The organism is Streptomyces sp. S3(2020) (genome assembly GCF_013044505.1).
Taxonomy (GTDB): domain Bacteria; phylum Actinomycetota; class Actinomycetes; order Streptomycetales; family Streptomycetaceae; genus Streptomyces.
In genome coordinates, this window is record NZ_JABERD010000101.1 from 1 (window position 1) to 22,979 (window position 22,979).

At 71.9% G+C, this 22,979-nt stretch carries 17 protein-coding genes; 6 read left to right on the forward strand and 11 right to left on the reverse strand.

From position 1 onward, the window contains the following. Positions 1 to 3 precede the first annotated feature (3 nt). Positions 4 to 1,023: a LacI family DNA-binding transcriptional regulator gene (locus HLK59_RS28105; RefSeq protein WP_171144325.1), complete on the reverse strand. Its 1,020-nt coding sequence runs from the start codon at positions 1,021 to 1,023 to the stop codon at positions 4 to 6. A gap of 180 nt (positions 1,024 to 1,203) precedes the next feature. Between HLK59_RS28105 and HLK59_RS28110 the strand changes: the two genes are divergently transcribed. Continuing rightward, positions 1,204 to 2,547, forward strand: coding sequence for a mucin-1 (locus tag HLK59_RS28110; protein WP_171144326.1), 1,344 nt, complete (start codon positions 1,204 to 1,206; stop codon positions 2,545 to 2,547). Between the two features lie 140 nt (positions 2,548 to 2,687). Here HLK59_RS28110 and HLK59_RS28115 read toward each other — a convergent pair whose 3' ends face one another. Continuing rightward, positions 2,688 to 3,908 (reverse strand): metallophosphoesterase, encoded by a 1,221-nt coding sequence (locus tag HLK59_RS28115; RefSeq protein ID WP_171144327.1) that lies wholly within the window; start codon positions 3,906 to 3,908, stop codon positions 2,688 to 2,690. 296 nt (positions 3,909 to 4,204) lie between these two features. Between HLK59_RS28115 and HLK59_RS28120 the strand changes: the two genes are divergently transcribed. After that, complete coding sequence (locus HLK59_RS28120) at positions 4,205 to 6,589, forward strand: SpoIIE family protein phosphatase (protein WP_171144328.1); 2,385 nt, start codon at positions 4,205 to 4,207, stop codon at positions 6,587 to 6,589. Positions 6,590 to 6,612: 23 nt separating this feature from the next. Here HLK59_RS28120 and HLK59_RS28125 read toward each other — a convergent pair whose 3' ends face one another. Further along, positions 6,613 to 8,064 carry a PucR family transcriptional regulator ligand-binding domain-containing protein gene (locus HLK59_RS28125; protein ID WP_171144329.1) on the reverse strand — a complete coding sequence of 484 codons (1,452 nt, stop codon included), beginning with the start codon at positions 8,062 to 8,064 and terminating at the stop codon, positions 6,613 to 6,615. Positions 8,065 to 8,168: 104 nt separating this feature from the next. Here HLK59_RS28125 and HLK59_RS28130 point away from each other — a divergent pair, with 104 nt between their 5' ends. From HLK59_RS28130 to HLK59_RS28145, 4 genes are all read left to right on the forward strand, one after another. Then, positions 8,169 to 9,704: a cytosine permease gene (locus HLK59_RS28130; protein ID WP_171144330.1), complete on the forward strand. Its 1,536-nt coding sequence runs from the start codon at positions 8,169 to 8,171 to the stop codon at positions 9,702 to 9,704. 31 nt (positions 9,705 to 9,735) lie between these two features. After that, positions 9,736 to 10,161, forward strand: coding sequence for a nuclear transport factor 2 family protein (locus HLK59_RS28135; protein WP_171144331.1), 426 nt, complete (start codon positions 9,736 to 9,738; stop codon positions 10,159 to 10,161). 15 nt (positions 10,162 to 10,176) lie between these two features. Next, positions 10,177 to 11,616, forward strand: coding sequence for a gamma-aminobutyraldehyde dehydrogenase (locus HLK59_RS28140; RefSeq protein ID WP_171144332.1), 1,440 nt, complete (start codon positions 10,177 to 10,179; stop codon positions 11,614 to 11,616). Positions 11,617 to 11,790: 174 nt separating this feature from the next. Further along, positions 11,791 to 14,706, forward strand: a complete 2,916-nt coding sequence (locus HLK59_RS28145) for a LuxR family transcriptional regulator (protein WP_171144333.1) — start codon at positions 11,791 to 11,793, stop codon at positions 14,704 to 14,706. Positions 14,707 to 14,717: 11 nt separating this feature from the next. Here the strand turns inward: HLK59_RS28145 and HLK59_RS28150 are convergent, their stop codons facing one another. The 8 genes from HLK59_RS28150 to HLK59_RS28185 form a co-directional block, all read right to left on the reverse strand. Then, positions 14,718 to 15,575 carry a hypothetical protein gene (locus HLK59_RS28150; protein ID WP_171144334.1) on the reverse strand — a complete coding sequence of 286 codons (858 nt, stop codon included), beginning with the start codon at positions 15,573 to 15,575 and terminating at the stop codon, positions 14,718 to 14,720. A gap of 106 nt (positions 15,576 to 15,681) precedes the next feature. Next, positions 15,682 to 16,512, reverse strand: coding sequence for a hypothetical protein (locus HLK59_RS28155; protein ID WP_171144335.1), 831 nt, complete (start codon positions 16,510 to 16,512; stop codon positions 15,682 to 15,684). Positions 16,513 to 16,553: 41 nt separating this feature from the next. After that, on the reverse strand, positions 16,554 to 16,958 hold the full coding sequence (locus HLK59_RS28160; RefSeq protein ID WP_240982684.1) for a hypothetical protein: 405 nt from the start codon (positions 16,956 to 16,958) through the stop codon (positions 16,554 to 16,556). 151 nt (positions 16,959 to 17,109) lie between these two features. After that, positions 17,110 to 18,732 (reverse strand): ATP-binding cassette domain-containing protein, encoded by a 1,623-nt coding sequence (locus tag HLK59_RS28165; protein ID WP_346779830.1) that lies wholly within the window; start codon positions 18,730 to 18,732, stop codon positions 17,110 to 17,112. Then, positions 18,729 to 19,595 carry an ABC transporter permease subunit gene (locus tag HLK59_RS28170; RefSeq protein ID WP_171144336.1) on the reverse strand — a complete coding sequence of 289 codons (867 nt, stop codon included), beginning with the start codon at positions 19,593 to 19,595 and terminating at the stop codon, positions 18,729 to 18,731. The genes HLK59_RS28165 and HLK59_RS28170 overlap by 4 nt, the downstream gene beginning before the upstream one ends. Continuing rightward, entirely contained in the window at positions 19,592 to 20,545 is a 954-nt protein-coding gene (locus HLK59_RS28175; RefSeq protein WP_171144337.1) for an ABC transporter permease, read from the reverse strand. Before HLK59_RS28175 ends, HLK59_RS28170 begins: the two co-directional genes overlap by 4 nt. Next, positions 20,542 to 22,122: an ABC transporter substrate-binding protein gene (locus tag HLK59_RS28180; protein WP_171144338.1), complete on the reverse strand. Its 1,581-nt coding sequence runs from the start codon at positions 22,120 to 22,122 to the stop codon at positions 20,542 to 20,544. Before HLK59_RS28180 ends, HLK59_RS28175 begins: the two co-directional genes overlap by 4 nt. A 42-nt stretch (positions 22,123 to 22,164) precedes the next feature. Further along, positions 22,165 to 22,968: a class I SAM-dependent methyltransferase gene (locus HLK59_RS28185; RefSeq protein WP_171144339.1), complete on the reverse strand. Its 804-nt coding sequence runs from the start codon at positions 22,966 to 22,968 to the stop codon at positions 22,165 to 22,167. Positions 22,969 to 22,979 lie beyond the last annotated feature (11 nt).

Below are 22,979 nucleotides of genomic sequence, written 5' to 3' on the forward strand. Positions count from 1 at the left end.
GGGTTACTGGGGGCCGCGCGGGTGCGGCGGGGCGGTGGTCTCGCGCAGGACGAGCCGGATGGGCATCTCCACGTGCCCGGGCCGCTCGGCGTCCGGCTCGTCGAGCTGGCGCAGCAGCAGCCGTGCGGCTTCGGCGCCCTGCCCCGCGACCGGCTGGGCGACGGTGGTCAGCCCGATGACATCGGCGAGTTCGTGGTCGTCGAAGCCGACGACGGACACGTCGTCCGGCACCCGGAGCCGGTGCCTCCTGAGCGCGCGCAACGCGCCCATCGCCATCTCGTCGGACTGCGCGAACACGGCGGTCGGCGGCCGGGAGGCGGCCAGCAGCTCGGTCATCGCCCGCTCACCGCCCTCGACGGTGTAGTCGCCGTCCGCCTCCAGCGCGGGATCGTGCTCGATCCCGGCGTCGGCCAGCACATCCAGATACGCCTGGCGGCGCGCGAGGGGAGTGGTCCAGTGCTGCGGCCCGCTCGATCCGCTGATCATGCCGATCCGGCGGTGGCCGAGGTTCACCAGATGCCGTACGGCACTCTCCGCGCCGGCCCGGTCGTCGATGCCGACCACGGTGAAGCCGGGCCGGGCGCCGCCGACCGTACTGGCCAGCGGCACCCCGAGCGAGCGCAGCGCGGCCGACTCCTCCTCGTCGGGGATGAGGAGCGACAGCACCGCGTCCACCCGCTTGCGGACCGGCAGCTTGGTGAAGAAACGCTTGCGTGACTCCGGCGAGCCCAGGTTGTACAGCAGGACGTCGTACCCGGCGGCGCTGAACACGTGCTCGGCGGCGTCCAGCACGGTGCCGAAGAACCAGCGGCCCACGTACGGGACCACGACCCCGATGGTGAAGGTGCGCCCACTGGCCAGGCTGGACGCCGAGCGGGACGCCGTATAGCCGAGCTGTGCGGCGACGGCCGTGATCTGGGTGCGCACCTCGTCGGAGACGCCCGGCTGGCCGCGCAGGGCGCGGGACACGGTGGACGCCGAGACTCCGGCGGCGCGGGCGACATCGGTGATGCTGACAGTCACAGCGCAGTTCTCCTGTCGGTTTCACGTCGGTGTGATCTGGAGGTGACGTGACCGTAAACCCGGCATCGTTGTTGCGCAAGCGTTTGCGTTGGGTTCTACTTGGGTCGACTCCTAAGCGAGACCTTTGCGAGCCACGAACAGCGCATACGTTTGAGTGCTGCGAGCCGACAGGAACAGTGCATGCGATACGCCCCGCCCGGCCTCTGTGTGAACGACTTCGCCCTGCTCCGGGACGACGACGGCACCTACGCGGTGCTGCACCTCCAGGGCCCGTGGACGGCCGAGTTCGACCATCTGCGCATGGAGACCTCCTACGGCAGGGCCACCTCCACCGACCTGGTCGCCTGGCGGCCCGAGGGCACCGCCTTCGGCAACGGACTGCCCGGCCGCTTCGACCAGCAGGCGGTGTGGACCATGCACCCGATCCGGCAGGGGTCCGGCATGGCGATGTTCTACACGGGCGTGAGCGGGCTGACGGAGAACGGCTGGCCGCTCCAGTCCGTCGGGCTGGCCCACTCCGACCGCACCGACGGCACCGGCTGGCGCCGCCACGGCACCGGACCGGTCGCCGAGGCGGACCCCCGCTGGTACCGCACCGGCGAACGCATGGGCTGGCGCGACCCGTTCGTCGTACGCGACGACGAGGGTGACGGCTGGGTCATGGTCGTCTGCGCCGCCGACGCCTCCCTGCCGGTGGAGGTCAGCGGATGCGTGGCGTGGGCGACCTCGGACGACCTGGAGCACTGGACGGTGCGGCCGCCGCTCATCTCACCCGGTGACGTGGACGAGTTGGAGTGCCCGGTCCTTGAACGCCTCGACGACGGAAGCTGGTTGCTGATCGGTTCGGTCGGCGCGACGCGTGGCTTCGAGTCATGGACGGCTCCCCGGCTTCGTGGCCCCTGGACCCGCCGCGGCCCGCTGGGCCCCACCGGCTCCTACGCCCCCCGCGTCATCGCCGCCCCGGACGGCTCCCGCGTAGTCCTGCACACCACGCCCCGCCGGATCGACCTGACGGACTCGGGCGACCGGTGCCGCGGGATGCTCGCGCAGCCCAAGTCCCTTGTCGTACAGGAAGGTTCGGCGCCGAGCCTGACCTGGTGGTCCGGCCTGGACGCCTGGCTGCTGGAGGAGACCTCGGAGCCGACCCTGCACGCGGTGGGAGACATCGATGTGGCCGGCCGGGTGGAGATCACCCTGCGCACCGGCGACGACGGTCCGGCCCTGGTCGTCGGCTGCGACGGCAAGAACCTCTGGGCCACCGGACCGGCCGGCGCGCCCCTGGGCGAGACCGTCCTGTCCGAGCCCGCCTCGACGCTGCGCGTTCTCACCATCGGCGAGTACGTCGAGGTGTACGCCGACGGCGTCTTCGTCCTGACCACCCTGTGCTACTCGGGCCGCCCAACTCCCTGGATAGCGGTGACGGAAGGCAGCACCCGCACCATCCCCGTCCGCCCGATCCGTCTGCCCGACCCGACCCGCGACGACGCTTCCGCCGTATGGCCGGGACCGGCGACACAGCACTGAAACCACACACCCTCACGACGACTCCGCGGGTCATCGATCCGGGCCCATGGGCGTCGTCATCCTGCGCGTCATGGCCGCCGGTGGGGACGCGCCCTGGACCCTGGACCGGTTGGAGGCAGCCGCCAAGAGGGCCTTCAGTGTTACGGCGAGGTGGGCGGGTGTGGGGAGCGGAGTACGAGCAGGGTGATCTCGCTGGGGGCGAAGACACGGAACGGCGGGCCCCAGAAGCCGGTGCCGCGGCTCGTGTAGAGGAGCGTGCGGGGGCCGTGGTGGCTGAGGCCGGCGAGGGCGGGCTGGTCGATACCGACCAGGTGGTGGAAGGGCCAGATCTGGCCGCCGTGGGTGTGACCGGAGAGTTGCAGGTCGATGCCCGCGTCCGCCGCCCGGTCGACGAACTTGGGCTGGTGGGCCAGGAGCAGGACCGGCAGGTCGGGGTCGGTGCCGTCCAGGGCCCCGGCGAGGTGGGCGCCGTGGCCTGCCAGACCGGAGGACTCGGCGGTGACGTCGTCCACACCGGCCACCACGAGGGTGTCGCCACCGCGTTCGAGCAGCAGATGGCGGTTGCGCAGCGGTTCCCAGCCCAGCTCGTCCATCAGGTCGACCCAGCCCTGGGCCTCGCTGTAGTACTCGTGGTTGCCGGTGACGTAGACCCGGGCACGGGCGGCTCGCACGGTAGCGAGGGGGACGGCCTGGGCGCGTCGGCGTTCGGCCGTGCCGTCCGCGATGTCGCCGGTGTGGCAGACGAGGTCGGCTTCCAGGGTGTTCACCGTCTCGCACACCCGTTCCGACCAGCGGGCGCGATCGAGTGGGCCGTAGTGGGTGTCGGTGATGAGGACGACGCGGAGGCCGTCCAATCCGGCACCCAGCCGTGGGAGTTGCACGTCGAGACGGCGCACGCGCGGCACGCGGCGGGCCTCGGCGTACCCCCAGCCGAGCAGCACGGCGGCGGTGCCGAGGACGGCCCACGTCACGATGCGCGCCCGGTCCTGGCTCTCGCCGACGCCGGCCACGGTCAGGGCGAGCCGCAGCAGGATGCCGAGCAGAACGGACCAGGTGAACAGGACCCAGCTGCTGCCCAGCAGGGTGTCACCGACGATCGCCGCCCGGTCCTGCTGGCGTCGGCCGTGGCCGCGCATCATCGCGAGCGGCATACCGACGAGGCCCAGGAAGAAGAGGGCGGTGCCGACCAGCGTGACGGGCAGCGGCCAGTGCTGGCCGGTGTACAGGAGCACCCAGCAGGGCACGGCCCACAGCAGGACGGGGGCGATCAGGGGGATGTAGCGCATCAGGCGGTGCAGTCGGCTCGGCCGGGGAGCCTGCACTTCGCTGTCGGCGGGTCGGGTGTTGCTGGTGTCGGTCACGCTTCCCCTCTCCGGCCGGACTGCCGTCTCGCGCACTGTATCCGGTCGTCCTCGGGCCGAACTGACGGGTGCTTGCAGCCCAGCGTGGAGCCCGGTGGGATGCCCCGGAGAGGGTGACGGTGAGTACGGCAGAAGTTCCCCTCCTGAGCTGGCTCAGCCTTCAGCCCTGCTGGCTGACGTATTCGAACGCTGTGCGTGGAGCGGCCGGTGCAGAATGGAGAGTGGGAATGGGAGCACCGCGCAGTCGGCCCGTGAGCTCACTGACGGCGGTTCCGGCCGTGCAGAGAGAAGGAACGATGGGCGAGCACGGTGTCGCCTCGGCCGCGGTGGATGCCGGGGGGCGGGTCATCGCGTGGAGTGCCGGTGCCTGCCGCCTGCTCGGATACGAGCCCGGGGAGATGCTGGGCCGCGGGGTGGGCACGCTGCTGGCCGGTGCCGTTCCGGCCTCAGCCCGGAGCTGTCTTGCTGAGGCGAGCGACTGGCGCGGCCCTCTTCACGTCCGGCATCGGGACGGTCACCATCTGGCGCTGGACGTGGAGGCCCATCCGCTGCTGGACCTGGCGGGGGACACCCAGTGGTTTCTGACGGCCACGCTGCCGGAACCGGCGGCGCAGCTGCGACGGCGGGCTCTGGAGCAGTTCCCCGTTCCGATGGCGCTCTTCGATCAGGACGGGCTCGCGGTGTCCGTGAACTCCGCCATGGAAGCGGCGATGGGCAGGCCGGAGTCGGACCTGGTGGGCCGGCGGGTGGGGGAGTCGGGCCGCGGATCGCGACGGCTGCCGGGCTTCGAGGGGCTCGACGACGCGGTCCTGCGTGTGCTGGGCACGGGTGAGCCGATGCCGTACGAGGCATGGCTGCGTGCGCCCGGCGAGCCCCGGGAACACGCGTGGCTCGTGTCCCTCAGCCCGCTCACGGACGACGCCGGCGAGGTGCGGGGAGTATGCCTGGCGGCGATGGACAGCACGGAACAGTTCCTGGCCCGCCGACGCCTGAGCGTGCTCAACGAGTCCGGTGTCCGGATCGGCTCCACCCTGGACGTGGCGCGCACCGCCGAGGAACTGGCGGAGGTGTGCACGGACCACTTCGCCGACTTCGTCATGGTGGACCTGCTGAACTCCGCGCTGGCCGGTGAGGAGGAGGCCCCTCTGTCCGGTGCCGGACCCCTGGTCTTCCGCCGCACCGCACAGCGGTCCGTGCTGGACGGCTGCCCCGAATCCGTGGTCCCGCTCGGCAGCAGACACAGCTACGACGAGGACTCGCCGCAGGGCCGCGCACTGACCACCGGCCGCGCCCTGCTGTACGCGGCGGAGGACGTCGGCCGCTACCAGTGGGCCGCGGGCTCACCGGAGCGGGCCCGCAGCATCGACACCTACGGCATCCACTCGGCGATGGCGGTGCCGTTGCGCGCCCGCGGCGTCACCCTCGGCCTGTCGATCCTCGTCCGCCATCGCACACCGGAACCCTTCGGCGAGGACGACCTGCTGCTGGCCGAGGAGTTGGCCGCCCGCGCGGCGGTCAGCGTCGACAACGCCCGCCGCTACACGCGCGAACGTGCCATCGCTCTCGAACTGCAACGCAGCCTCCTACGTCACCATGCGTCCAGACACGCGGCCGTCGAGGTCGCGTCCCGCTACCGGCCGGCGAGTTCCCGCGCCGGCATCGGTGGCGACTGGTTCGACGTCATCCCCCTGTCCGGAGCGCGAGTGGGGCTGGTGGTCGGCGACGTCGTCGGTCACGGCGTGCAGGCGTCCGCCACCATGGGCCGGCTGCGCACGGCCGTACGCACCCTGGCCGACGTGGACGTGGCCCCGGACGAACTGCTCACCCGGCTCGACGACATCGTCCTGCGCATGGACTCAGAGACGGACGACGACAGGGCCGCGGACGGTCCGGGCGAGATCGGGGCCACCTGCCTGTACGCCGTCTACGACCCCGTCTCGCGCCGCTGCTCCATGGCCCGGGCCGGCCACCCGCCGCCGGTCCTGGTCGCCCCGGACGGCGAAGCCGAGTTCCTCGACCTGCCGGTCGGGCCGCCGCTGGGCGTGGGCGGTCTGCCCTTCGAGACCGCGGAGTTCGACGTCCGTGAGGGCAGTGTGCTCGCCCTCTACACCGATGGTCTCGTCCAGGCCCCCGACCGGGACATGGACGACGGACTCGACCTGCTGCGCCAGGCCCTCGCCGGGCAGGGCCGCCCGCTGGAAGAGACGTGCGACGCGGTCCTGCGGGGCCTGCTGCCGGACCGTCCCGCCGACGACGTCGCCCTTCTCGTGGCCCGGACCCGCGCGTTGTACGCCGACCAGGTCGCCTGTTGGGATGTTCCCGCCGATCCGAAGTTCGTGGCCGAGGCCCGCAAACTGGCCTGCGAGCAGCTTGCCGCCTGGCAGTTGGAGGACCTCTCCTTCGTCACCGAACTCGTCGTCAGCGAACTGGTCACCAACGCCATCCGCTACGGCGGGTCCCCCATTCAGCTACGGCTGATCCGCGACGCGACGCTGATCTGCGAGGTATCCGACTCCAGCGGCACCGCTCCCCACATGCGCAGGGCCCGCGCCTTCGACGAGGGCGGCCGGGGTCTCCTGCTCGTCGCCCAGCTCAGCCAACGCTGGGGCAGCCGCCACACCCACACCGGCAAGATCATCTGGGCCGAACAGGCGATCCCCGACCGGGCGGGAGCCCCGTAGACCTCAGCCGCCACGAGCCGTACTCAGTCGGTGAGACCCAGCGTCCCCGCCGCCTGGATGGCCAGCCACACCTCGGCCAGCGCCCCTGTCGACGTCAGGTCGCGCTCGGCGAGCGCGCCGAAGCGGCGCAGCCGGTAGGCGAGGGTGTTGGGGTGGATGTGGAGCGCGGCCGCGGCCGTCTCGGTGCGGCGGTCGCGCTCCATCCAGGTACGGGCGGAGACCAGCAGCTGGGAGTCGTGTGCCTCGTCGTAGCGCAGGACGTCGCCGAGCACATGCTCGACCAGCGCGGTCAGGACGGCGGGATCGTCGGGCAGCCAACGGCCGGTCGAGTCGTCGCCGTACCGGACCACGGGGCGGCCCGACTCCACGGCCTTGGAGACCGCCCAGAGCGCCTCGCGCTGGGCGACCTTCAGCGCGGCGCCCGGCAGGAACGGCCGGCTCATCCCGGCGGCCACGTCCGACAGCTCACCGATGGCCGTCGCCACCTCCGGCGCCCCCAGGACATAGCGGTCCTCGCCCCGGGTGAGCAGCAGATGCGCATGGACCTCCAGACAGCGCAGCAGCGCCTCGTCGGTGGTGTGGCGGACCACGAGGAGCACGGTGTCGCCCTCGATCGCGTGCCGGGTGAGCCGCCGGCGCGCCGTTTCCGGGTCGAGCACCTCCTGGAGGAGCTCGGCCAGCGTCTCGGCGCCCTCGCGGCGCAGTGTCTCGCGTTCGTTGCGCACCATCGCCAGCCGCAGCGCCGCCACGGTGGCGATGTGCTGGGCGACGGCGAGTCCCGCGGGCTGGGCGCCCTGACGCTCGTACGCCACGAGGAAGCCCGCGGGGCCGCCGGGCGCGGGCACGGGGAGGACGAATCCGCCGGGGACGGTCGGTGGAGCGTCGACGGAGGCGGGCAGGACCGCGGGGTCCGGGACGCGGACGCCGGGCAGGAGGGGGCGGCCCTGCGGGGTGCAGAGGTAGACGTCGTAGCCCGAGAGGTCTTCGAGGCGGCGCAGCAGCGTGGGCGTGTCGAGGTTCTCGGCGACCAGCCAGCGCAGCGCGCCGAAGACCTGGAGCTGCGCGCCCAGCCGGTGCCGGGCGTCCTCCTGGACCGCGGCCGCGACTTCCTGGGAGACCGCGATGAACGGTACGGCGAGCGGTACCTCCAGGACCGGGAAGCCGCGTTCCTCCGCCGCCCGGAGGAACGCCTCGTGCAGCGGTGGCATGTGCAGCTGCGCGGAGAGTGCGAGCGCGGACACCCCGGCGTCGTCCAGCCGCTCCAGATAGGCGCGCTGTCCGGCCGCGGTACGGGGGATCGCGAGACCCGTCGTCATGATCACCTCGGCTCCCAGCAGCCAGGGTGTCGGATCGGCGAGCTCGCTGGCGTGCGCCCAGGAGACGGACCGGTTCAGACCGCCGCTGCCGGCCTTCACGGAGAGCTGGAGCGCGGGGAAGGTGAGCAGGTCCCCGACGGTGCATTTGTTGCTGGCCACATAAAACAGCCTACGTCTCCGTGATGGACACAATTGTCGCCGGTCAGCGGCGGGCCACACACTGTGAAACCGTCCCCCTTGTATGAACGGAAGGTGGAGGGCCCGTGGCTACCTCGATCACCGAAATCGAGACATATGGTGTCGAGCGGATCCCGGACGAGGACCGCACGGCCCGCCCGATCGATCTGTTCCGGCTCGCCTTCGGCGGTGCCAACACCTTCGCGACCTGTGTGCTGGGCGCCTTCCCGATCCTCTTCGGCCTCTCCTTCTGGCAGGGGCTCGCGGCGACCGTCCTCGGCCTCGTCGCGGGTGCGCTGCTGCTGGCCCCGATGGCGCTGTTCGGCCCGACCAACGGCACGAACAACGCCGTCTCCTCCTCCGCGCACCTGGGCGTGCACGGCCGGGTCGTCGGCTCGTTCCTCTCCCTGCTCACCGCCGTCGCGTTCTTCTCGATCTCGGTGTGGTCCTCGGGCGACGCCCTCGTGGGCGGCGCGCACCGGCTCGCCGACGTCCCCGAGTCGGACGTCACCTACGGCATCGCGTACGCGATCTTCGCCGGGCTCGTCCTGGTCGTCTGCATCTACGGCTTCCGGTTCATGCTGCTGGTCAACAAGATCGCGGTGCTGGCGGCGTCCGCCCTCTTCGTGCTCGGCGCCTTCGCCTTCGCGGGTGACTTCGACCCCGGCTACGCGGGCACCTTCGCCTCCACCGCCGACCCGCTGTTCTGGCCGTCGTTCATCGGCGCCGCGCTGATCGTGCTGTCCAACCCGGTCTCCTTCGGCGCGTTCCTCGGCGACTGGTCCCGCTACATCCCGGCCGGGGCCCCGCGCCGCCGCGTGATGGGGGCCGCCTTCCTCGCCCAGATCGCCACCCTGCTGCCGTTCCTCTTCGGCCTGGGCACCGCGTCGATCATCGCGTCGAAGGCCGCGAAGTACGTCGACCCGGCCGCCCCCAACTACGTGGGCGGACTGCTCGCGATCTCGCCCGGCTGGTACTTCCTGCCGCTCTGCCTGATCGCCCTGATCGGCGGCCTGTCCACCGGTACGACCTCCCTGTACGGCACGGGTCTCGACTTCTCCAGCGTCTTCACCCGCTTCAGCCGCGTCCAGGCCACCTTCTTCATCGGCGCCCTGTCCATCGCGTTCATCTTCGTCGGCCGGTTCGCGCTCAACCTCGCGCAGTCCATCTCCACCTTCGCCACGCTGATCATCACCTGCACCGCGCCGTGGATGATCGTCATGACCCTCGGCTACGTCACCCGCCGGGGCTGGTACGACGCGGAGGCGCTCCAGGTCTTCAACCGCCGTCAGCGCGGCGGGCGTTACTGGTTCACGCACGGCTGGAACTGGCGCGGCATGGCCACCTGGCTCGTCTCCGCCGTCGTGGCGCTCCTCTTCACCAACCTGCCCGGCCAGTTCGTCGGCCCGCTGGGCGACCTCGCCGGCGGCACGGACATCTCGCTGCCGGTCGGCCTCGGCCTCGCCGTCGTCCTCTACCTGGCCCTGCTCACCCTGTTCCCCGAGCCGCGCGCCGTGTACGGGCCGGCCGGACCCCGCTTCGTCCGGGCGTCGGACACCCCGGTACCGCCCATCACCGGCGGCGACGAGGAGACCGTCCCCGAGCCCGCCATGACCAAGTGACCCCTGTGACCCTCGCAAGGAGCCGAGCAGCATGAGCACCACCACCGTGCAGGATGTCCGGGCCGCCGCGGACGCGCTCGTCGCGGCCTTCGCCGAGGGCCGCCTCGACGACTACTTCGGCGCCTTCGCCCCCGACGCGACCTTCGTCTTCCACACCACCCCGCAGAGGCTCGGCTCCACGGCCGAGTACCGCGCGCTGTGGCAGCGCTGGGTGGCCGAGGACGGCTTCCGCATCCTCGGCTGCACCTCGTCCGCCCAGCTGATCCAGGACTTCGGCGACACCGCCGTCTTCAGCCACGACGTGGAGACCCGGATCTCCACCCACGCCGGCGAGGAGACGCTCCAGGAGCGGGAGACCATCGTCTTCACCCGCGCCGAGTACGGCAGCGAGAACGGCAGCGAGGACGGCCGCTGGGTCGCCGTACACGAGCACCTGTCCGCCCGCACCACCGCCTGACCAGGAGAGACGTCCATGAACACCACCTTCCGCAACTACATCGACGGTGCGTTCGCGGACGCCGCGGACGGCCGCACGCTCGACGTGGTGGACCCCGCCACCGGTGACGTCTACGCGACCTCCCCGCTCTCGGGCGCGGCGGACGTCGACGCGGCGATGGCGGCCGCGGCCGCCGCGTTCCCCGTCTGGCGCGACACCACGCCGTCCGTGCGGCAGCGCGCCCTGCTGAAGATCGCCGACGCGATGGAGGAGCGGGCCGACGAACTCGTCGCGGCGGAGAGCCGCGACACCGGCAAGCCGCTGCACCTCACCCGCAGCGAGGAACTCGCCCCCGCCATCGACCAGGTCCGCTTCTTCGCGGGCGCGGCCCGCATGCTGGAAGGCCGTTCGGCCGGCGAGTACATGGAGGGGATGACCTCGATCATCCGCCGTGAGCCGGTCGGTGTGTGCGCCCAGGTCGCGCCGTGGAACTACCCGCTGCTGATGGCGGTCTGGAAGTTCGCCCCGGCGCTCGCGGCGGGCAACGCGGTGGTCCTCAAGCCCTCGGACACCACCCCGGCCTCCACGGTGCTGATCGCCGAGATCATCGGCGGTGTCCTGGCGGAGCTGGGGCTGCCGGGCGGCGTCTTCAACGTGGTCTGCGGCGACCGCGAGACCGGCCGCCTGATGGTCGAGCACCCGACCCCCGCGATGGCCTCCATCACCGGTTCCGTGCGCGCCGGCATCCAGGTCGCCCAGAGCGCGGCCAAGGACGTCAAGCGGGTCCACCTGGAGCTGGGCGGCAAGGCCCCGGCCGTGGTCTTCGAGGACGCCGACCTGGCGAAGGCGGTCGAGGACCTGGTGGTCGGCGGATTCTTCAACGCCGGTCAGGACTGCACGGCGGCGACCCGCGTCCTGGTCCACGAGTCCGTCTACGACGAGTTCGTCGCGGCGCTGGCGAAGGCCGCCGCCGACACGAAGACGGGCCGGCCGGACGACGAGGACGTGCTGTACGGACCGCTCAACAACGCGGGTCAGCTCGCACAGGTCAGCGGCTTCGTCGAGCGTCTCCCCGAGCACGCCACGGTCGAGGCGGGCGGCCACCGGGTCGGCGACAAGGGCTACTTCTACGCCCCGACCGTGGTCTCGGGCCTCCGCCAGGACGACGAGATCGTCCAGAACGAGGTCTTCGGCCCGGTCATGACCGTCCAGTCCTTCACGGACGAGGCCCAGGCCGTGGCGTACGCCAACGGCGTCGACTACGCACTGGCCTCCTCGGTGTGGACCAAGGACCACGCGCGGGCGATGCGGATGTCCAAGAACCTCGACTTCGGCTGCGTCTGGATCAACACCCACATGGCACTCGTCGCCGAGATGCCGCACGGCGGCTTCAAGAAGTCCGGCTACGGCAAGGACCTCTCCGCGTACGGCTTCGAGGACTACACCCGGATCAAGCACGTCATGACCTCGCTCTGACCCCAGCCGCAGTCCCCCCGGGCGGACTCGGACGCTGAGATCCGTCCGTCCCAGTAGGCCGACGTGGCGGTTACGACGATCATCAGGAGAGAATGATGTGTGAGGGGAGTGTGAAGGCAGGGGGGAACTGTGGGAACGGACGGGGTGGTTGGGGACGGCGGGTACCGGGCTCCGTTGCTGGGCCGGTCCGCCGAACTGGCCCGATGTGACGCGCTGCTCGACCGTGCGGCAGGCGGCGTGGGCGGCACGGCGAGGGGTGGGGAATCCGGGGACAGCGGCCGTTCCCGGCTCGTCGACGTCACCGGTGAGGCCGGCATCGGCAAGAGCCGGTTGCTCGGCGAGGTCTGTGCGCGGGCCCGCCGACGCGGAATGCTGGTACTGCGCGGCAGAGCCACGGAGTACGAGCGGCAGGTGCCGTTCCAGGTGTTCACCGACGCGCTGGCCCACCTCGACCCGCACGCCTTGGACGGCTTCGAGGACGCCGACGCGGTGGCGCCCCTCCTTCAACGCAGCGGCACGGTGGACCGTTTCGGACTGCACCGGTCCACGGCCGTCCTGCTCTCCCGGCTCGCCGCCCGGTCCGGGCTGCTGCTGGCCCTCGACGACCTGCACTGGGCGGATTCCGCGTCCCTGGAACTGCTGGACCACCTCGTACGCCATCCCGTGCACGCCCCCGTCGTCCTGGCCGTGACACGACGTGACCGCCAGAGTCCCGAGTCCCTCGCCGCCAGACTCACCCGAGGGCTCGACACCGGCACGGTCGTCAGACTCGGGCTCCGGCCGCTGAGCGCCCGCGACTGCGCCGAACTGGCAGGCCCCGGCCTGCCGCAGGCCGAGACCGACTCGCTGTACGCCGCGAGCGAGGGCAACCCGTTCTACTTCCTGACCCTCCTTCAGGCCCACCGCGGCGGTACGACACCCGAGTCCTCGGCGCCGCCCGGGCTCGGCACCCTGCTGCTGGACGAACTGACCGCGCTCGCCCCCTCCCAGCGCGGCATCGTCGACGCCGTGGCGGTCCTGGGCGAGCACGCCACCCCGGCGATGGTGAGCCGGGTGACCGGCCGCACCGGCACCGCGTTCACCGACGATGTCCACGCCCTCACCCGCCGCGACCTGCTGCGCTCGGCCCCGCAAGGACTGCTGACCCTGCGCCATCCGGTCGTGCGAACCCTCGTCCACGAAGGCACGCCCTTCTTGAGGCGCGTGGAGATCCACCGACTCGCCGCGCAGGAACTGGCCCGCGTCGGGGCCTCGGCAGCCGAACGAGCCCACCATGTGGAACAGTCGCTGACCGCCTGGGACCCGCAAGCGGTGGCCGTGCTCGACGAGGCCGCCGCACGGACCGCCCGAACGGCCCCGGCGAGCTGCGCCCACTGGCTCGATGTGGCCCTGCGCCACCTTCCGGACACTCCCGAACACGCGCCCCGCCGAGGCAAGTTGGCCCTGCGAAGGGCCCGGGCGTTGGCCGCGTGCGGTGGCCTGCGAGAGAGCCGCGAACTGCTCCAGGAGCTGATCGTCACCCCGCGACGGTTACCCGGTGGCCCGGCCACCGGAGAGGACCAGGACCTCAGGGTGCGCGCGGTCGTCCTGTGCGCGCTGGTGGAGCGTCATCTGGGGCGCTCCACGGAGGCCGTCGCGCTGTTGCGCCGCGAGCTGACCCGCGATCCCGCACCGGCCCACGTCGTCCGGCTCGGCCTGGAACTCGGCTCGGCCGCGTCCCAGGACAGCGACACCTCGTACGCCCAGGTGCGCACCGAGGTCGAGGCGGCCCTCACGGCGGCCCGGTCCACGCGGGACGAGGTCGGGGAGGCGGGCGTCCTCGCCGTCGCCGCCCTGGGAGAGGCGTACGAGGGCAACATGGCCGCGGCGCACCGGCTCGCCCGGCAGGCCGCCGCCCTGGTCGACTCCCTGCCCGACAACGACCTCACCGCGCTGTGCGAACCACTGGCCCGGCTCGGCTGGGCGGAGGCCTTCCTGGAGCACTACCCGGACGCCGAGCGGCACGCCGAGCGCGGCCTGGACATCGCCCGCCGCAGCGGACAGATCTATGTCGTGCCCCATCTGCTGCTGTGCCAGTCCCATGTCCGGGTCCAGACCTGCCGGGTCTCCTCGGCTCTGGAACTCGCCGACCAGGCCGAGGACATCGCCCGCGGGATCGGCAGCGACCAGTTGCTCGCGTTCGTTCTGGCGAGCAAGGCCGCGGCGCTCGTGGCCGCCTGCCCGCCGGGCGATCCGCGCCCGCTCGCCGTCGCCGAGGAGGCCGTGGCGGCGGCCGGTACCGGGGTCGACTGGTGGTCCTCCACGGCCTGGTGCATCTTCGGCTGGGCCGCGCTCATGGCCGGCGATCCGGTCCGCGCCCGGGAGGCGATATTCCAGGCGGGCGGCCCCGAACTGCAACGGATCCAGCCCTCGATGCGGCCGCTCTACCTGGAGATACTGGTCACGTCCGCACTGGTGACGGGGCAGCCCGAGGAGGCCCGCGGCTGGGCCGAGCGGGCCCGCAAGGAGGCGGAACAACTGGGACTGCCGATGCAGCGGTCCTCCGCGCTGCGCAGCGCCGCCCATCTCCCGCTGGGGCAGGGGGACACAGCGCGGGCGGCGGACCTGTTCGCCGAGGCGGCCGCGGAAAGCGCCCGTTGCGGAGCGCTCTTCTGGGAGGCCCACTCCCTGCTGCTCGGCGCCCCTCTGGAAGCGGCGGCGGGCCGCGGCCGAGGCGCCACGCACGCCTGGCTCAGGGGCCGTCGGCTCGCCGAGGCGGGCGGCAGCGGCATGCTGGTCGGCCTCGCCGACGTCACCCGTCCGCCCGGAGCCGGCTCCGAGACCGTGTACGGCTCCCCGGACCGCGCCGAACTCACCGAACGGCTGGCCACCCTGACCGCCCGGGAGCTGGAGATAGCCGAGCTGGTCGCGCAGGGGCTCACCAGCCAGGCCATCGCGGACCGGCTCTACGTCAGTCGGCGCACCGTCGAGACCCATGTCTCGCGCGCCTTCCGCAAGACCGGGGTCTCCTCGCGTACCGCCCTGGCCACGTTGATGGCCCGCCGCCGCGCCGGGAGCCGCTTCCGGGACGCCGGCACGGAGCAGGACTGAGCGCGGTCCGCCTACTTGACGTCGACGAGGTCGCCGGGCGCCGTGGCGGTGCCGGTCGTGGTGGTGCCGGCGAAGACGAAGCGGTAGTAGCCGTCGGAACCGGCCTTGGTGGTGGTGCTCAGGGCGCCGGTGCTGTTGGTCTTGACCGTCTTGAGGGTGGTGTAGGTGCTGCTGTTCTTCTTGCGGAACTGCAACTTCACCGACTGGGCCGCGTATCCCGCGTACTTGCCCGTGGTCCAGTTGGCGCGGGTCAGCTTGCCGGTGACCGTGATGGTCTTGCCCTTCTTCACCGGCTCGGGAGAGGCGTTGGCGGTCAGCTTCGCGGCACGCTTGATCTTGGTCCTGGCGACGTCGTCGTCGTAACTGGCGTTCGCGTAGAGGTCATAGGCGCCCAGGAAGACCTTCCAGGTTCCCGCGGTGCCGTTGCTGTCGTCGAAGGCGACCGCCGGGTCGATGGTGAAGACCGTCTTGCAGCTGTAGCTGTAGCCGCCCTCGACCGTCGTCTCGGTGCAGGTGGGGTAGTCGTCCGACGCCAGCGCGCCGGTGATGGTGTCCGTGCTGGAACTGTCGGTGCCCTGCCACAGGAACGCCTGGGTGAGGGCCACGCCTTCCTCGTCGAAGGCGGTGAAGGTGACGGGAACGGCCTTCTTGCCCGTGGTGCCGAGCACGATGTCCTTGCCGTTGTTGACGACCCCGTCCTTGAAGGTGGTGCCGCCCAACGCGTCCAGCGGATCGACGCCCTGCGAGGCGAAGGCTCTGAGCGGCGTCGCCGCCCCGGGGTGCTCCGCCGCCTGGGCGGTGCCCGGGAGCACGAGGGCGGAGAGTACGACGGAGCCGGAAAGAGCGGTGGCAGCAGTGCGTATGCGCATGTGGTTCCCCCATGGTGAGGTCGGGCGGTCCTGCCGAACTGTAGGTGTGGCAGGGCCTGTTGATGTGGTGAAGAGGTCGGTGCACGCCGGCCGCCGGGCAAGGGGCTCAGGGCGTGGGAGAGCGGAAGATGTCGTCGTAGTCGAGGCTGACGTCGGGCGTCGGGAACAGGTCCGTCGGGTAGGGGTCGATGGGCTGGGAACCCGGTGCGGGTACATCGGCCGGGTCGGCGGTGGGCTTGCCGTCCGGGCTGCACACCTGCGGTGCCGAGGGCTCGGACAGTTCGTAGTCGGCGACCCGCTTGGAACGGAAGTCCACCGTGGCGCGCCCCCAGAGGTCCTTGTCGCCGCCGACCTCGACCTCCTCGGGCAGTTCCTTGCTCTTCAGCGGCTTGCCCACGGTGACCGAGAGGAGGGCACCGACGCAGGGACTGCGGTCCGCCGCGTAGAGGGACGCGGGCACGGCGATCGTCCGCTCGCTGCTCGCGTCCGCTTGGAGTTCGACGCGTTTCACCCGGCGGATGTCGAAGTAGTAGCTGGGTTGCGTCCCGTCCGAGAGACGTTCGCCGTCGGCGCCGTCCGCGACTCCGTACACCAGCTTCCAGAACTCGACCTGCACGGTGATCTTCCGGCACAGCGGGCCGTTGTACCCCGGCAGGCTGATCACGTTCACCTCGTCGCCGTCGTAGTTCTCCTTGGGCGTGTCGATGAAGCGTTCAACCCAGTCGCGGGATTCCTGGGCCGTCCACCCCTTGTTGTCGTGGCAGCCGGACGCCCCGGTCGGATACGGGGGAGTGGGGGACGGGGTCGGCGAAGGGATCGGCGACTCGGACGCCGCCGTCGCGCTCTCGGACGGATCCCCGGAAAGGGAGGTGCCCTCGGCGCTCGAACAACCCGCGGTGAACAGGACGGCCACGGCGAGGGCGGCGACGGCAGGCACGACGGAGCTCTTCGGCTCGGCCAGGCGCCTCGGTACGCGCCTCACCGGTCGAACCAGTTCTTGGCCTCCGCGGAGCTGAAGCCCCGCAGCACGGCGAGGGCGAAGGCGATACCCGGCAGAACCGAGACGCCGCCACCCCGCAGCAGGCCCACCACACCGCTCAGCAGGCTCAGTGCCTCGATGACGATGACCGTGACACGCAACCCGTTCGACCGCTTACCCGCGAAAACGCCGCACAGCAGCAGCGCCCCGGCGATCAGCAGCGACAGCACCGCCACGAACCGGAGCGCGCCCGTCCCTTCGTCCTGACCGTGATCCACCGCGTCGTTCACCACGGCCAGCAACACGGCGCCCGCCGCCAGGTTCAGCACGGCTTGGACCCATACCCCCACCACCGCCAGCCTGACGTTCTTCGGCATGCGCGCCTTCACGCTCGGTGTCGTCATGAACGCAAGGAAACGGCATGGGTGTCAGGTGCACGTCGGTAGGAGTACGTAATCCGCATACGTATGTGCCACGGCCAACTGTCCGCCGGTCTCGCGGGGGTGAAGGCGTGGGTGCCTCACGGGGCGCTGTGCTCGCATCCGCCGTCGGCACCTACTGGGCCGTACGGCATTCGCCCTCGACGGCGCCGAGGTCTCCCACCCCCAGCTGTGCCGTCGTCTCCATGAGCGACCTCGTGAACGGGTGGCCGGGTGCGGTGAGGACCCGCTGGGCCGGCCCCTGTTCGACGAGTTCACCGGCGTCCAGGACGGCGATGCGGTGGGCCAGGGCGGCGGTGTCCAGGTCGTGGGTGATCAGGACGAGGGACAGGTCGTCGCGGTCGTGGAGCAGGGAGGTGAGGATGCCGAGGATGCCCCGGCGGGTGATCGGGTCGAGCCCGGAGGTGATCTCGTCGCAGATGAGGACGCGGGGCCGGGCGAGCAGGGCCCGGGCGAGGGCCGCGCGCTGGAGTTCGCCGCCGGAGAGCTGCCCGGGACGTCGGCGGACCAGGTCTTCGGGAAGGCCGAGACGGGTCAGTGTGGTCAGGGCCTCCCGCGTCGCGGCGGAGGTCTCGGTGCCGCGCAGGCGGATCGCGGTGCGGGCGATCTGATGCAGCACGGGGCGGTGTTCGTCGAAGGCGGCGCGCGCGTCCTGGAAGACGTACTGCACGGCGGCCAGTTGGGCACGGGTGCGGTTGCGCAGGCTGCGGGGGAGCGGGGTGTCGTCCAGGAGGATCTCGCCGTCGTGGTCGCGGTGGAGCCCGGCCAGACAGCGGGCCAGGGTGGTCTTGCCGCTGCCGGAGCGGCCGACGACGGCCAGGCTTTCGCCCGCGCGCAGATCGAGTTCGGGGACGCGCAGGACCTGGTTCGTGCCGCGTGCGGTGTCGCGGTGGTGGGCGGTCAGGTCGCGTAGCCGCAGGACGGTCCGGTCGGCGCCGGTCGCCTTGTGCGGCCGGGTGAACTCCGTTTCCCTGGCGAGGAGTTCGCGGGTCCAGTCGTGCCGGGGTGCGAGCAGGAGGTGTTGCGCCGGGCCGGATTCCACGATCCGGCCCGCCCGCATGACGATCACCTCGTCGGCGAGCGCTCGTACGACGTCCAGGTCGTGGCTGAGCAGGATGACGGCGATGCCGTGTGCGGCGACGGCCGCCAACTGGTCGACTACACGGCTCTTGGTCAGGGCGTCCTGGCCGGTGGTCGGTTCGTCGGCGACGATCGCCCGGGCGCCGAGCAACAGGGCCTGGGCGAGGACGGCGCGTTGCTGCTGGCCGCCGGAGAGCTGGTGCGGGTAGCGTCGCAACAGGGGCTCGGCGTGCGGGAGTTGGGCGTCGTCGAGGGCGCGCAGAACGCGTTCGCGGGCCGCTGCCCGGCGCCGGCCGCGGGGCAGATGGCGCACCTGGGCGCGGGCGATGTCCGTCAGGAGGGCGGAGACGCGGCGGGCGGGGTTGAGGGCGGTCGCCGGGTGCTGGGGGACGTAGCCGACCAGGCCGTCCGCCGCCAGGCGTACCTCGCCGGTGACATGGGCGCCCGGCGGGTACTCGCCGAGCAGGGCGAGGCCGGTGGTGGTCTTGCCGCTGCCCGAGGCACCGACCAGGGCGGTGACCTTGCCGGGGAGGGCCCTGAGGCTCACCGCGTCGACGATCGCCCTGCCGCCGACCTCGACGCGCAGGTCGCGGATCTCGGCCACGGGCGCGACGGAGGCGTCATCTACCCGGGTCGTCGTGCCGTCTGTGTGGTTCACGGGTGTGCTTCACTCCCTGCCCGGTCGCGGGCCTTCCTGGGCGCGACCGGGAGCGCGGTGCCCCGGCGCCGGTCACCGCGGCGGTCATTCGCGAGCGCGGCGTCGAACAGCAGGTTGGTGCCCATCGTCAGGGCGACGATCAGCAGGGCGGGCACGACGACGGCCCACGGCTGGACGAGCAGGCCGGTGCGGTTGCGGTCGACCATGACCGCCCAGTCGGCGGCGTCCGGGGCCACCCCGACACCGAGGAACGCGGCCGTCGCGACCAGGTACAGCACGCCGGTCAGCCGGATTCCGGCGTCGGCGGCCAGGGTGCGCGCCATGGAACGGCCGACGTATCCGACGGCCATGCGCCACCAGGTCTCACCCTGCATGCGCAGCGCCTCGACCGCGGGACGGGCGGCGGCCTCCGCGGCGGCGGCGCGCACGAGCCGGGCCGCGTCGGGCACGTTCACCAGCGCCACCAGCAGCGCCACGCCCACGGGGCCGGGGGAGAACACGGCCAGCAGGATCAGCAGGAGCGAGGGGACGGCGAGCAGGACGTCCAGGGGGCGCAGCAGCAGCTCCTCCAGCCAGCGGCGATGGGTGAGCGCACCGACCAGGCCGACGGGGAGCGCGACGAGATACGACAGGGCGGTCGCGGCGAGGGCGGTCAGCACGACCGGACGCCCGCCGTGCAGCACCTGCTGCCACACGTCCCGGCCCACGAAGTCGGTGCCGAGCCAGTGACCGTCGCCGACGGTGAAGGACGCCGTCCGCGGTCCTGGTTCGCCGGCCGACAGCGGGCCCAGCAGGGCGAGTACGAGAGGTACGGCGATGACCGTCAGACCGAGGGCGAAGCGGGTACCGCGTCGTGTCGTCATGCGGTCGCTCCCGCCCGGGGCGCGAACCGGTGGGTGACGAGATCCGCGCCCAGGTTCAGTACGACGGTGAGCACACCGAACACCACGGCGAGCCCCTGGACCACCGGCACGTCACGTTCGGCGACCGCGTTGAGCAGCACTGTGCCGAGTCCCGGGATCACGTAGAGCGCCTCCACGACGATGACGCCGCACAGCAGCCAGTCGATGGTGCGTGCGAGCTGCTGGGCGGCGGGGGCGAGGGCGCCCGGAAGGGCGTGGGTGTAGCGGATGCGGGCGCCGGAGATGCCGTAGCGGCGGGCCTGGGCGACGTAGGGGGAGGCGAGGGCGTCGATCATGCCGGCCCGCACCAGCCGGGACAGGGAGCAGACCGGGCGGGAGAGCAGGACCAGGACCGGCAGGACGAGTGCCGCCGGATGGCCGAGCAGGTCGGTGCCGTAGCCGACGGCGGTCGGTGGCAGCCAGCCCAGCCGCAGTGCGAGGACGCTCACCAGCAGCACGCCCAGGGCGAACTCGGGCACCGCGTACACGGCGAGCGTGGCCGAGCTGATCAGCCGGTCGGCGAGGCGCCCTTCGTGGCGGGCGGCGAGCACGCCGAGGCCGAAGCCGATCGGGACGAGCAGGGCGACGGTGAGCGTGGCCAGCACAAGGGTCGGGCCGAAGCCGTCGGCGAGGTACTGGGAGACCGGGCGGCCCGAGGCCAAAGAGGTGCCGAAGTCGCCGTGCAGAAGACCCGCCGCCCAGTCGGCGAGGCGTTCGTGGGCGGGCCGGTCCAGGTGCATGGCCTCGCGGATGGCGGCGATCCGGGCGGGGTCCGGCTGATCACCGGCGAGGGCCACCGCCGCGTCGCCCGGCAGCGCCTCGGTGAGCGCGAAGACCAGCAGCACCACGGCCACGGTCTGCACAGCGCCGAGGAACAGCCGCCGGGCGACGAAGGAACGCAGTGGGCTCACGCGATCCAGACCTTGTCGAAGCGGGCCCAGTCGAGCGTGTTGGCGGGAGCCTTGCTCTCAACCCCCTTCACCGTCCTGGCCGTTGCGATGATCCAGTCGGCGAACCCCCAGATGAGAAATCCGCCCTCGGTGTACAGGCGGCGCTGCATCCGTGCGTAGACGGCGGCGCGTTCGGCGGTGTCGCGGGTGGACTGGGCCTGCTCGTACAGGGCGTCGAAGTCCTTGTGCCGCCACTTGGTGGCGTTGGTGGTGGAGCCGGTCAGCAGGCGCTGGCTGATGTGGGCCTCGATGGGCATGGCGCCCGAGCGGTAGCAGGACAGGGTGCCGTTGTCGAGGATGTCGGCCCAGTAGGAGTCCTTGCTGCCCATCTTCACGTCGATGGTGACGCCCGCCTTCTTCGCCTGGTCGCGGAAGATGCTGGCGGCCTCGGTGAAACCGGCGGCGACGGCCGAGGTGTCCAGAGTGACCTTCAGGTTCTCGGCGCCGGCCTGCTTGAGCAGGGCGCGGGCCTTGTCGAGGTCCTGTTCGCGCTGGGGGAGGCCGTCGGCGTAGTACTCGTAGCCCTTGCCGAACAGGTCGTTGCCGATCACCCCCGCGCCGGACAGCGCGCCGTCGAGGAGTTCCTGGCGGTCCGCGATGAGGAAGAACGCCTCCCGGACCCGCTTGTCGTCGAAGGGGGCCCGGTCGGTCTTCATGCAGAACGCCTGCATGGCGCTGCCCTGGAGCCGGACGATGTCGATCTGGCCCTTGCCCTCGTAGGCCCGGGCGGTGGTGGGGTTGAGCTCGTGGGCGTACTCGACCTGGCCGCCCAGGAGGGCGTTGACGCGGGCGGACTCCTCGTTGGCGACCACGAACTCGACCTCGTCGAGGTGCGGGGCGCCCTCCCAGTAGTCGTCGTAGCGGCGGAAGACGGCGGAGCGGCCGGGGGCGAAGGAGACGAACCGGAAGGGGCCGGAGCCGACGGGCGCGGTGTCGAAGTCGGTGCCGGTGGCGTGCTCGGGGACGATGTAGGCGCCGAACGCGGCCAGGACGTTGGGGAATTCGGCGGTGGGCCGCTTCAGGACGAACTCGATGCTCCGCTCGCCGGTGGCGCGGCTGGCGTCGAGGTCGATGGGCTCCAGGGACGCCTTGGCGCGGAAGGCCTTCCCGGGATCGGCGATGCGCCGGTAGCTGTAGAGGACGTCGGCGGCGGTGACCGGCTTGCCGTCGTGGAAGGTCGCCTTGCGCAGGGTGATCTGCCAGCGGTCCAGGGTCTTGTTCGGCTCCCACTTCTCGGCGAGGCGGTGTTCGGCGGACAGGTCGGCGCCGTAGTCGGCGAGCTTGTCGTACAGGGCCTTGGCCCGGGCGGCGTCGGCGAAGAGGTTGGCCAGGTGCGGGTCGAGGGTCTCGCTGGCGCCACCGCCCGCGAACGCGGCCCGCAGCCGTCCGCCCTGCTTGGGTGTGCCGTCGCCCTTGGCGCCGGAGCCTTCGCCGCCGGAGTCGCCGCACCCGGTGAGGGCGAGCGCGCCGAGCGAGGCGGCGCCGGTGGCGGCGAGGAATCCGCGGCGGTGCAGGCCGGGAAGACGTCGGTCGTTCATGGATGTCCCTTGAAGTGTGGTGTCAGCGGGTGAAGTGCGATGTCAGCGGGTGGGGTGCAGACGCGCGACGAGATGCAGCCGGTCCGCGTCCGTCGTGTCACCGGGCAACCGGCCTTCCTGCCAGGGAAGGTCGGTGCGGGGGCCGGGCCCGTCGTGGAGTTCGAGGACGTCGAAGCCGTGCGCGGCCAGCAGATGGCGCAGCTCCTGCGGGAACAGCAGCCGCCACGCGGACCGCTGCTCGACCGGCTCCGCATCGTCGTCCGCGGTCCACACGCGGGTGCGGCGCAGGAGTTGGGCCGCACGGTCCACGGTGAGCTTGGTGCGGGACCGGTAGGTGGTGCCCTGCCAGGTGAAGGTGTTCACGGCAGGTGTGTCGAGCAGGTCGGTGCGGCCGAGGAAGTACGCGCCGTTGCGCATCTCCGCGACCAGGAGGCCACCGGGGGCCAGGGCGTGACGGCAGGACCGCAGGAACGCGTCGAGCTGGTCGTTGGTGTGGCAGTACAACAGGGCGCTGTCCAGGCACACGACGGCGTCGAACTCGCCCCGGCCCAGGTCGAATCCGTGCAGATCGGCGTGGACGTAGACGGGGCCGGGGTGGTGGACGCGGGCGTGGGCGAGCATCGCCTCGGAGACGTCGGCGCCGGTGACCGCGCGTCCGGCGCCGTGCAGATGGGCGGCGTCGCGGCCGGTGCCGCAGCCCATGTCGAGGACGCGCGGTCCCGCGCCGTGCCGCCGGAGGCAGTCCTCGGTCCAGCGCCCGGCCAGCCGGTCGGGGTCGGGGAAGCGGGCCTCGTACAGCGCGGGGTTGTCGGTGAGCAGGTTGTGCGCCGCGGTCGTGGACGTCATGTCGTGTCCCT

Coding starts and splice junctions, on each gene's coding strand:
- HLK59_RS28110 (WP_171144326.1), top strand. CDS start 1,204: ATGCGATACGCCCCGCCCGGCCTCTGTGTGAACGACTTCGCCCTGCTC.
- HLK59_RS28120 (WP_171144328.1), top strand. CDS start 4,205: ATGGGCGAGCACGGTGTCGCCTCGGCCGCGGTGGATGCCGGGGGGCGG.
- HLK59_RS28135 (WP_171144331.1), top strand. CDS start 9,736: ATGAGCACCACCACCGTGCAGGATGTCCGGGCCGCCGCGGACGCGCTC.
- HLK59_RS28140 (WP_171144332.1), top strand. CDS start 10,177: ATGAACACCACCTTCCGCAACTACATCGACGGTGCGTTCGCGGACGCC.
- HLK59_RS28150 (WP_171144334.1), bottom strand. CDS start 15,575: ATGCGCATACGCACTGCTGCCACCGCTCTTTCCGGCTCCGTCGTACTC.
- HLK59_RS28160 (WP_240982684.1), bottom strand. CDS start 16,958: ATGACGACACCGAGCGTGAAGGCGCGCATGCCGAAGAACGTCAGGCTG.
- HLK59_RS28170 (WP_171144336.1), bottom strand. CDS start 19,595: ATGACGACACGACGCGGTACCCGCTTCGCCCTCGGTCTGACGGTCATC.
- HLK59_RS28180 (WP_171144338.1), bottom strand. CDS start 22,122: ATGAACGACCGACGTCTTCCCGGCCTGCACCGCCGCGGATTCCTCGCC.
- HLK59_RS28185 (WP_171144339.1), bottom strand. CDS start 22,968: ATGACGTCCACGACCGCGGCGCACAACCTGCTCACCGACAACCCCGCG.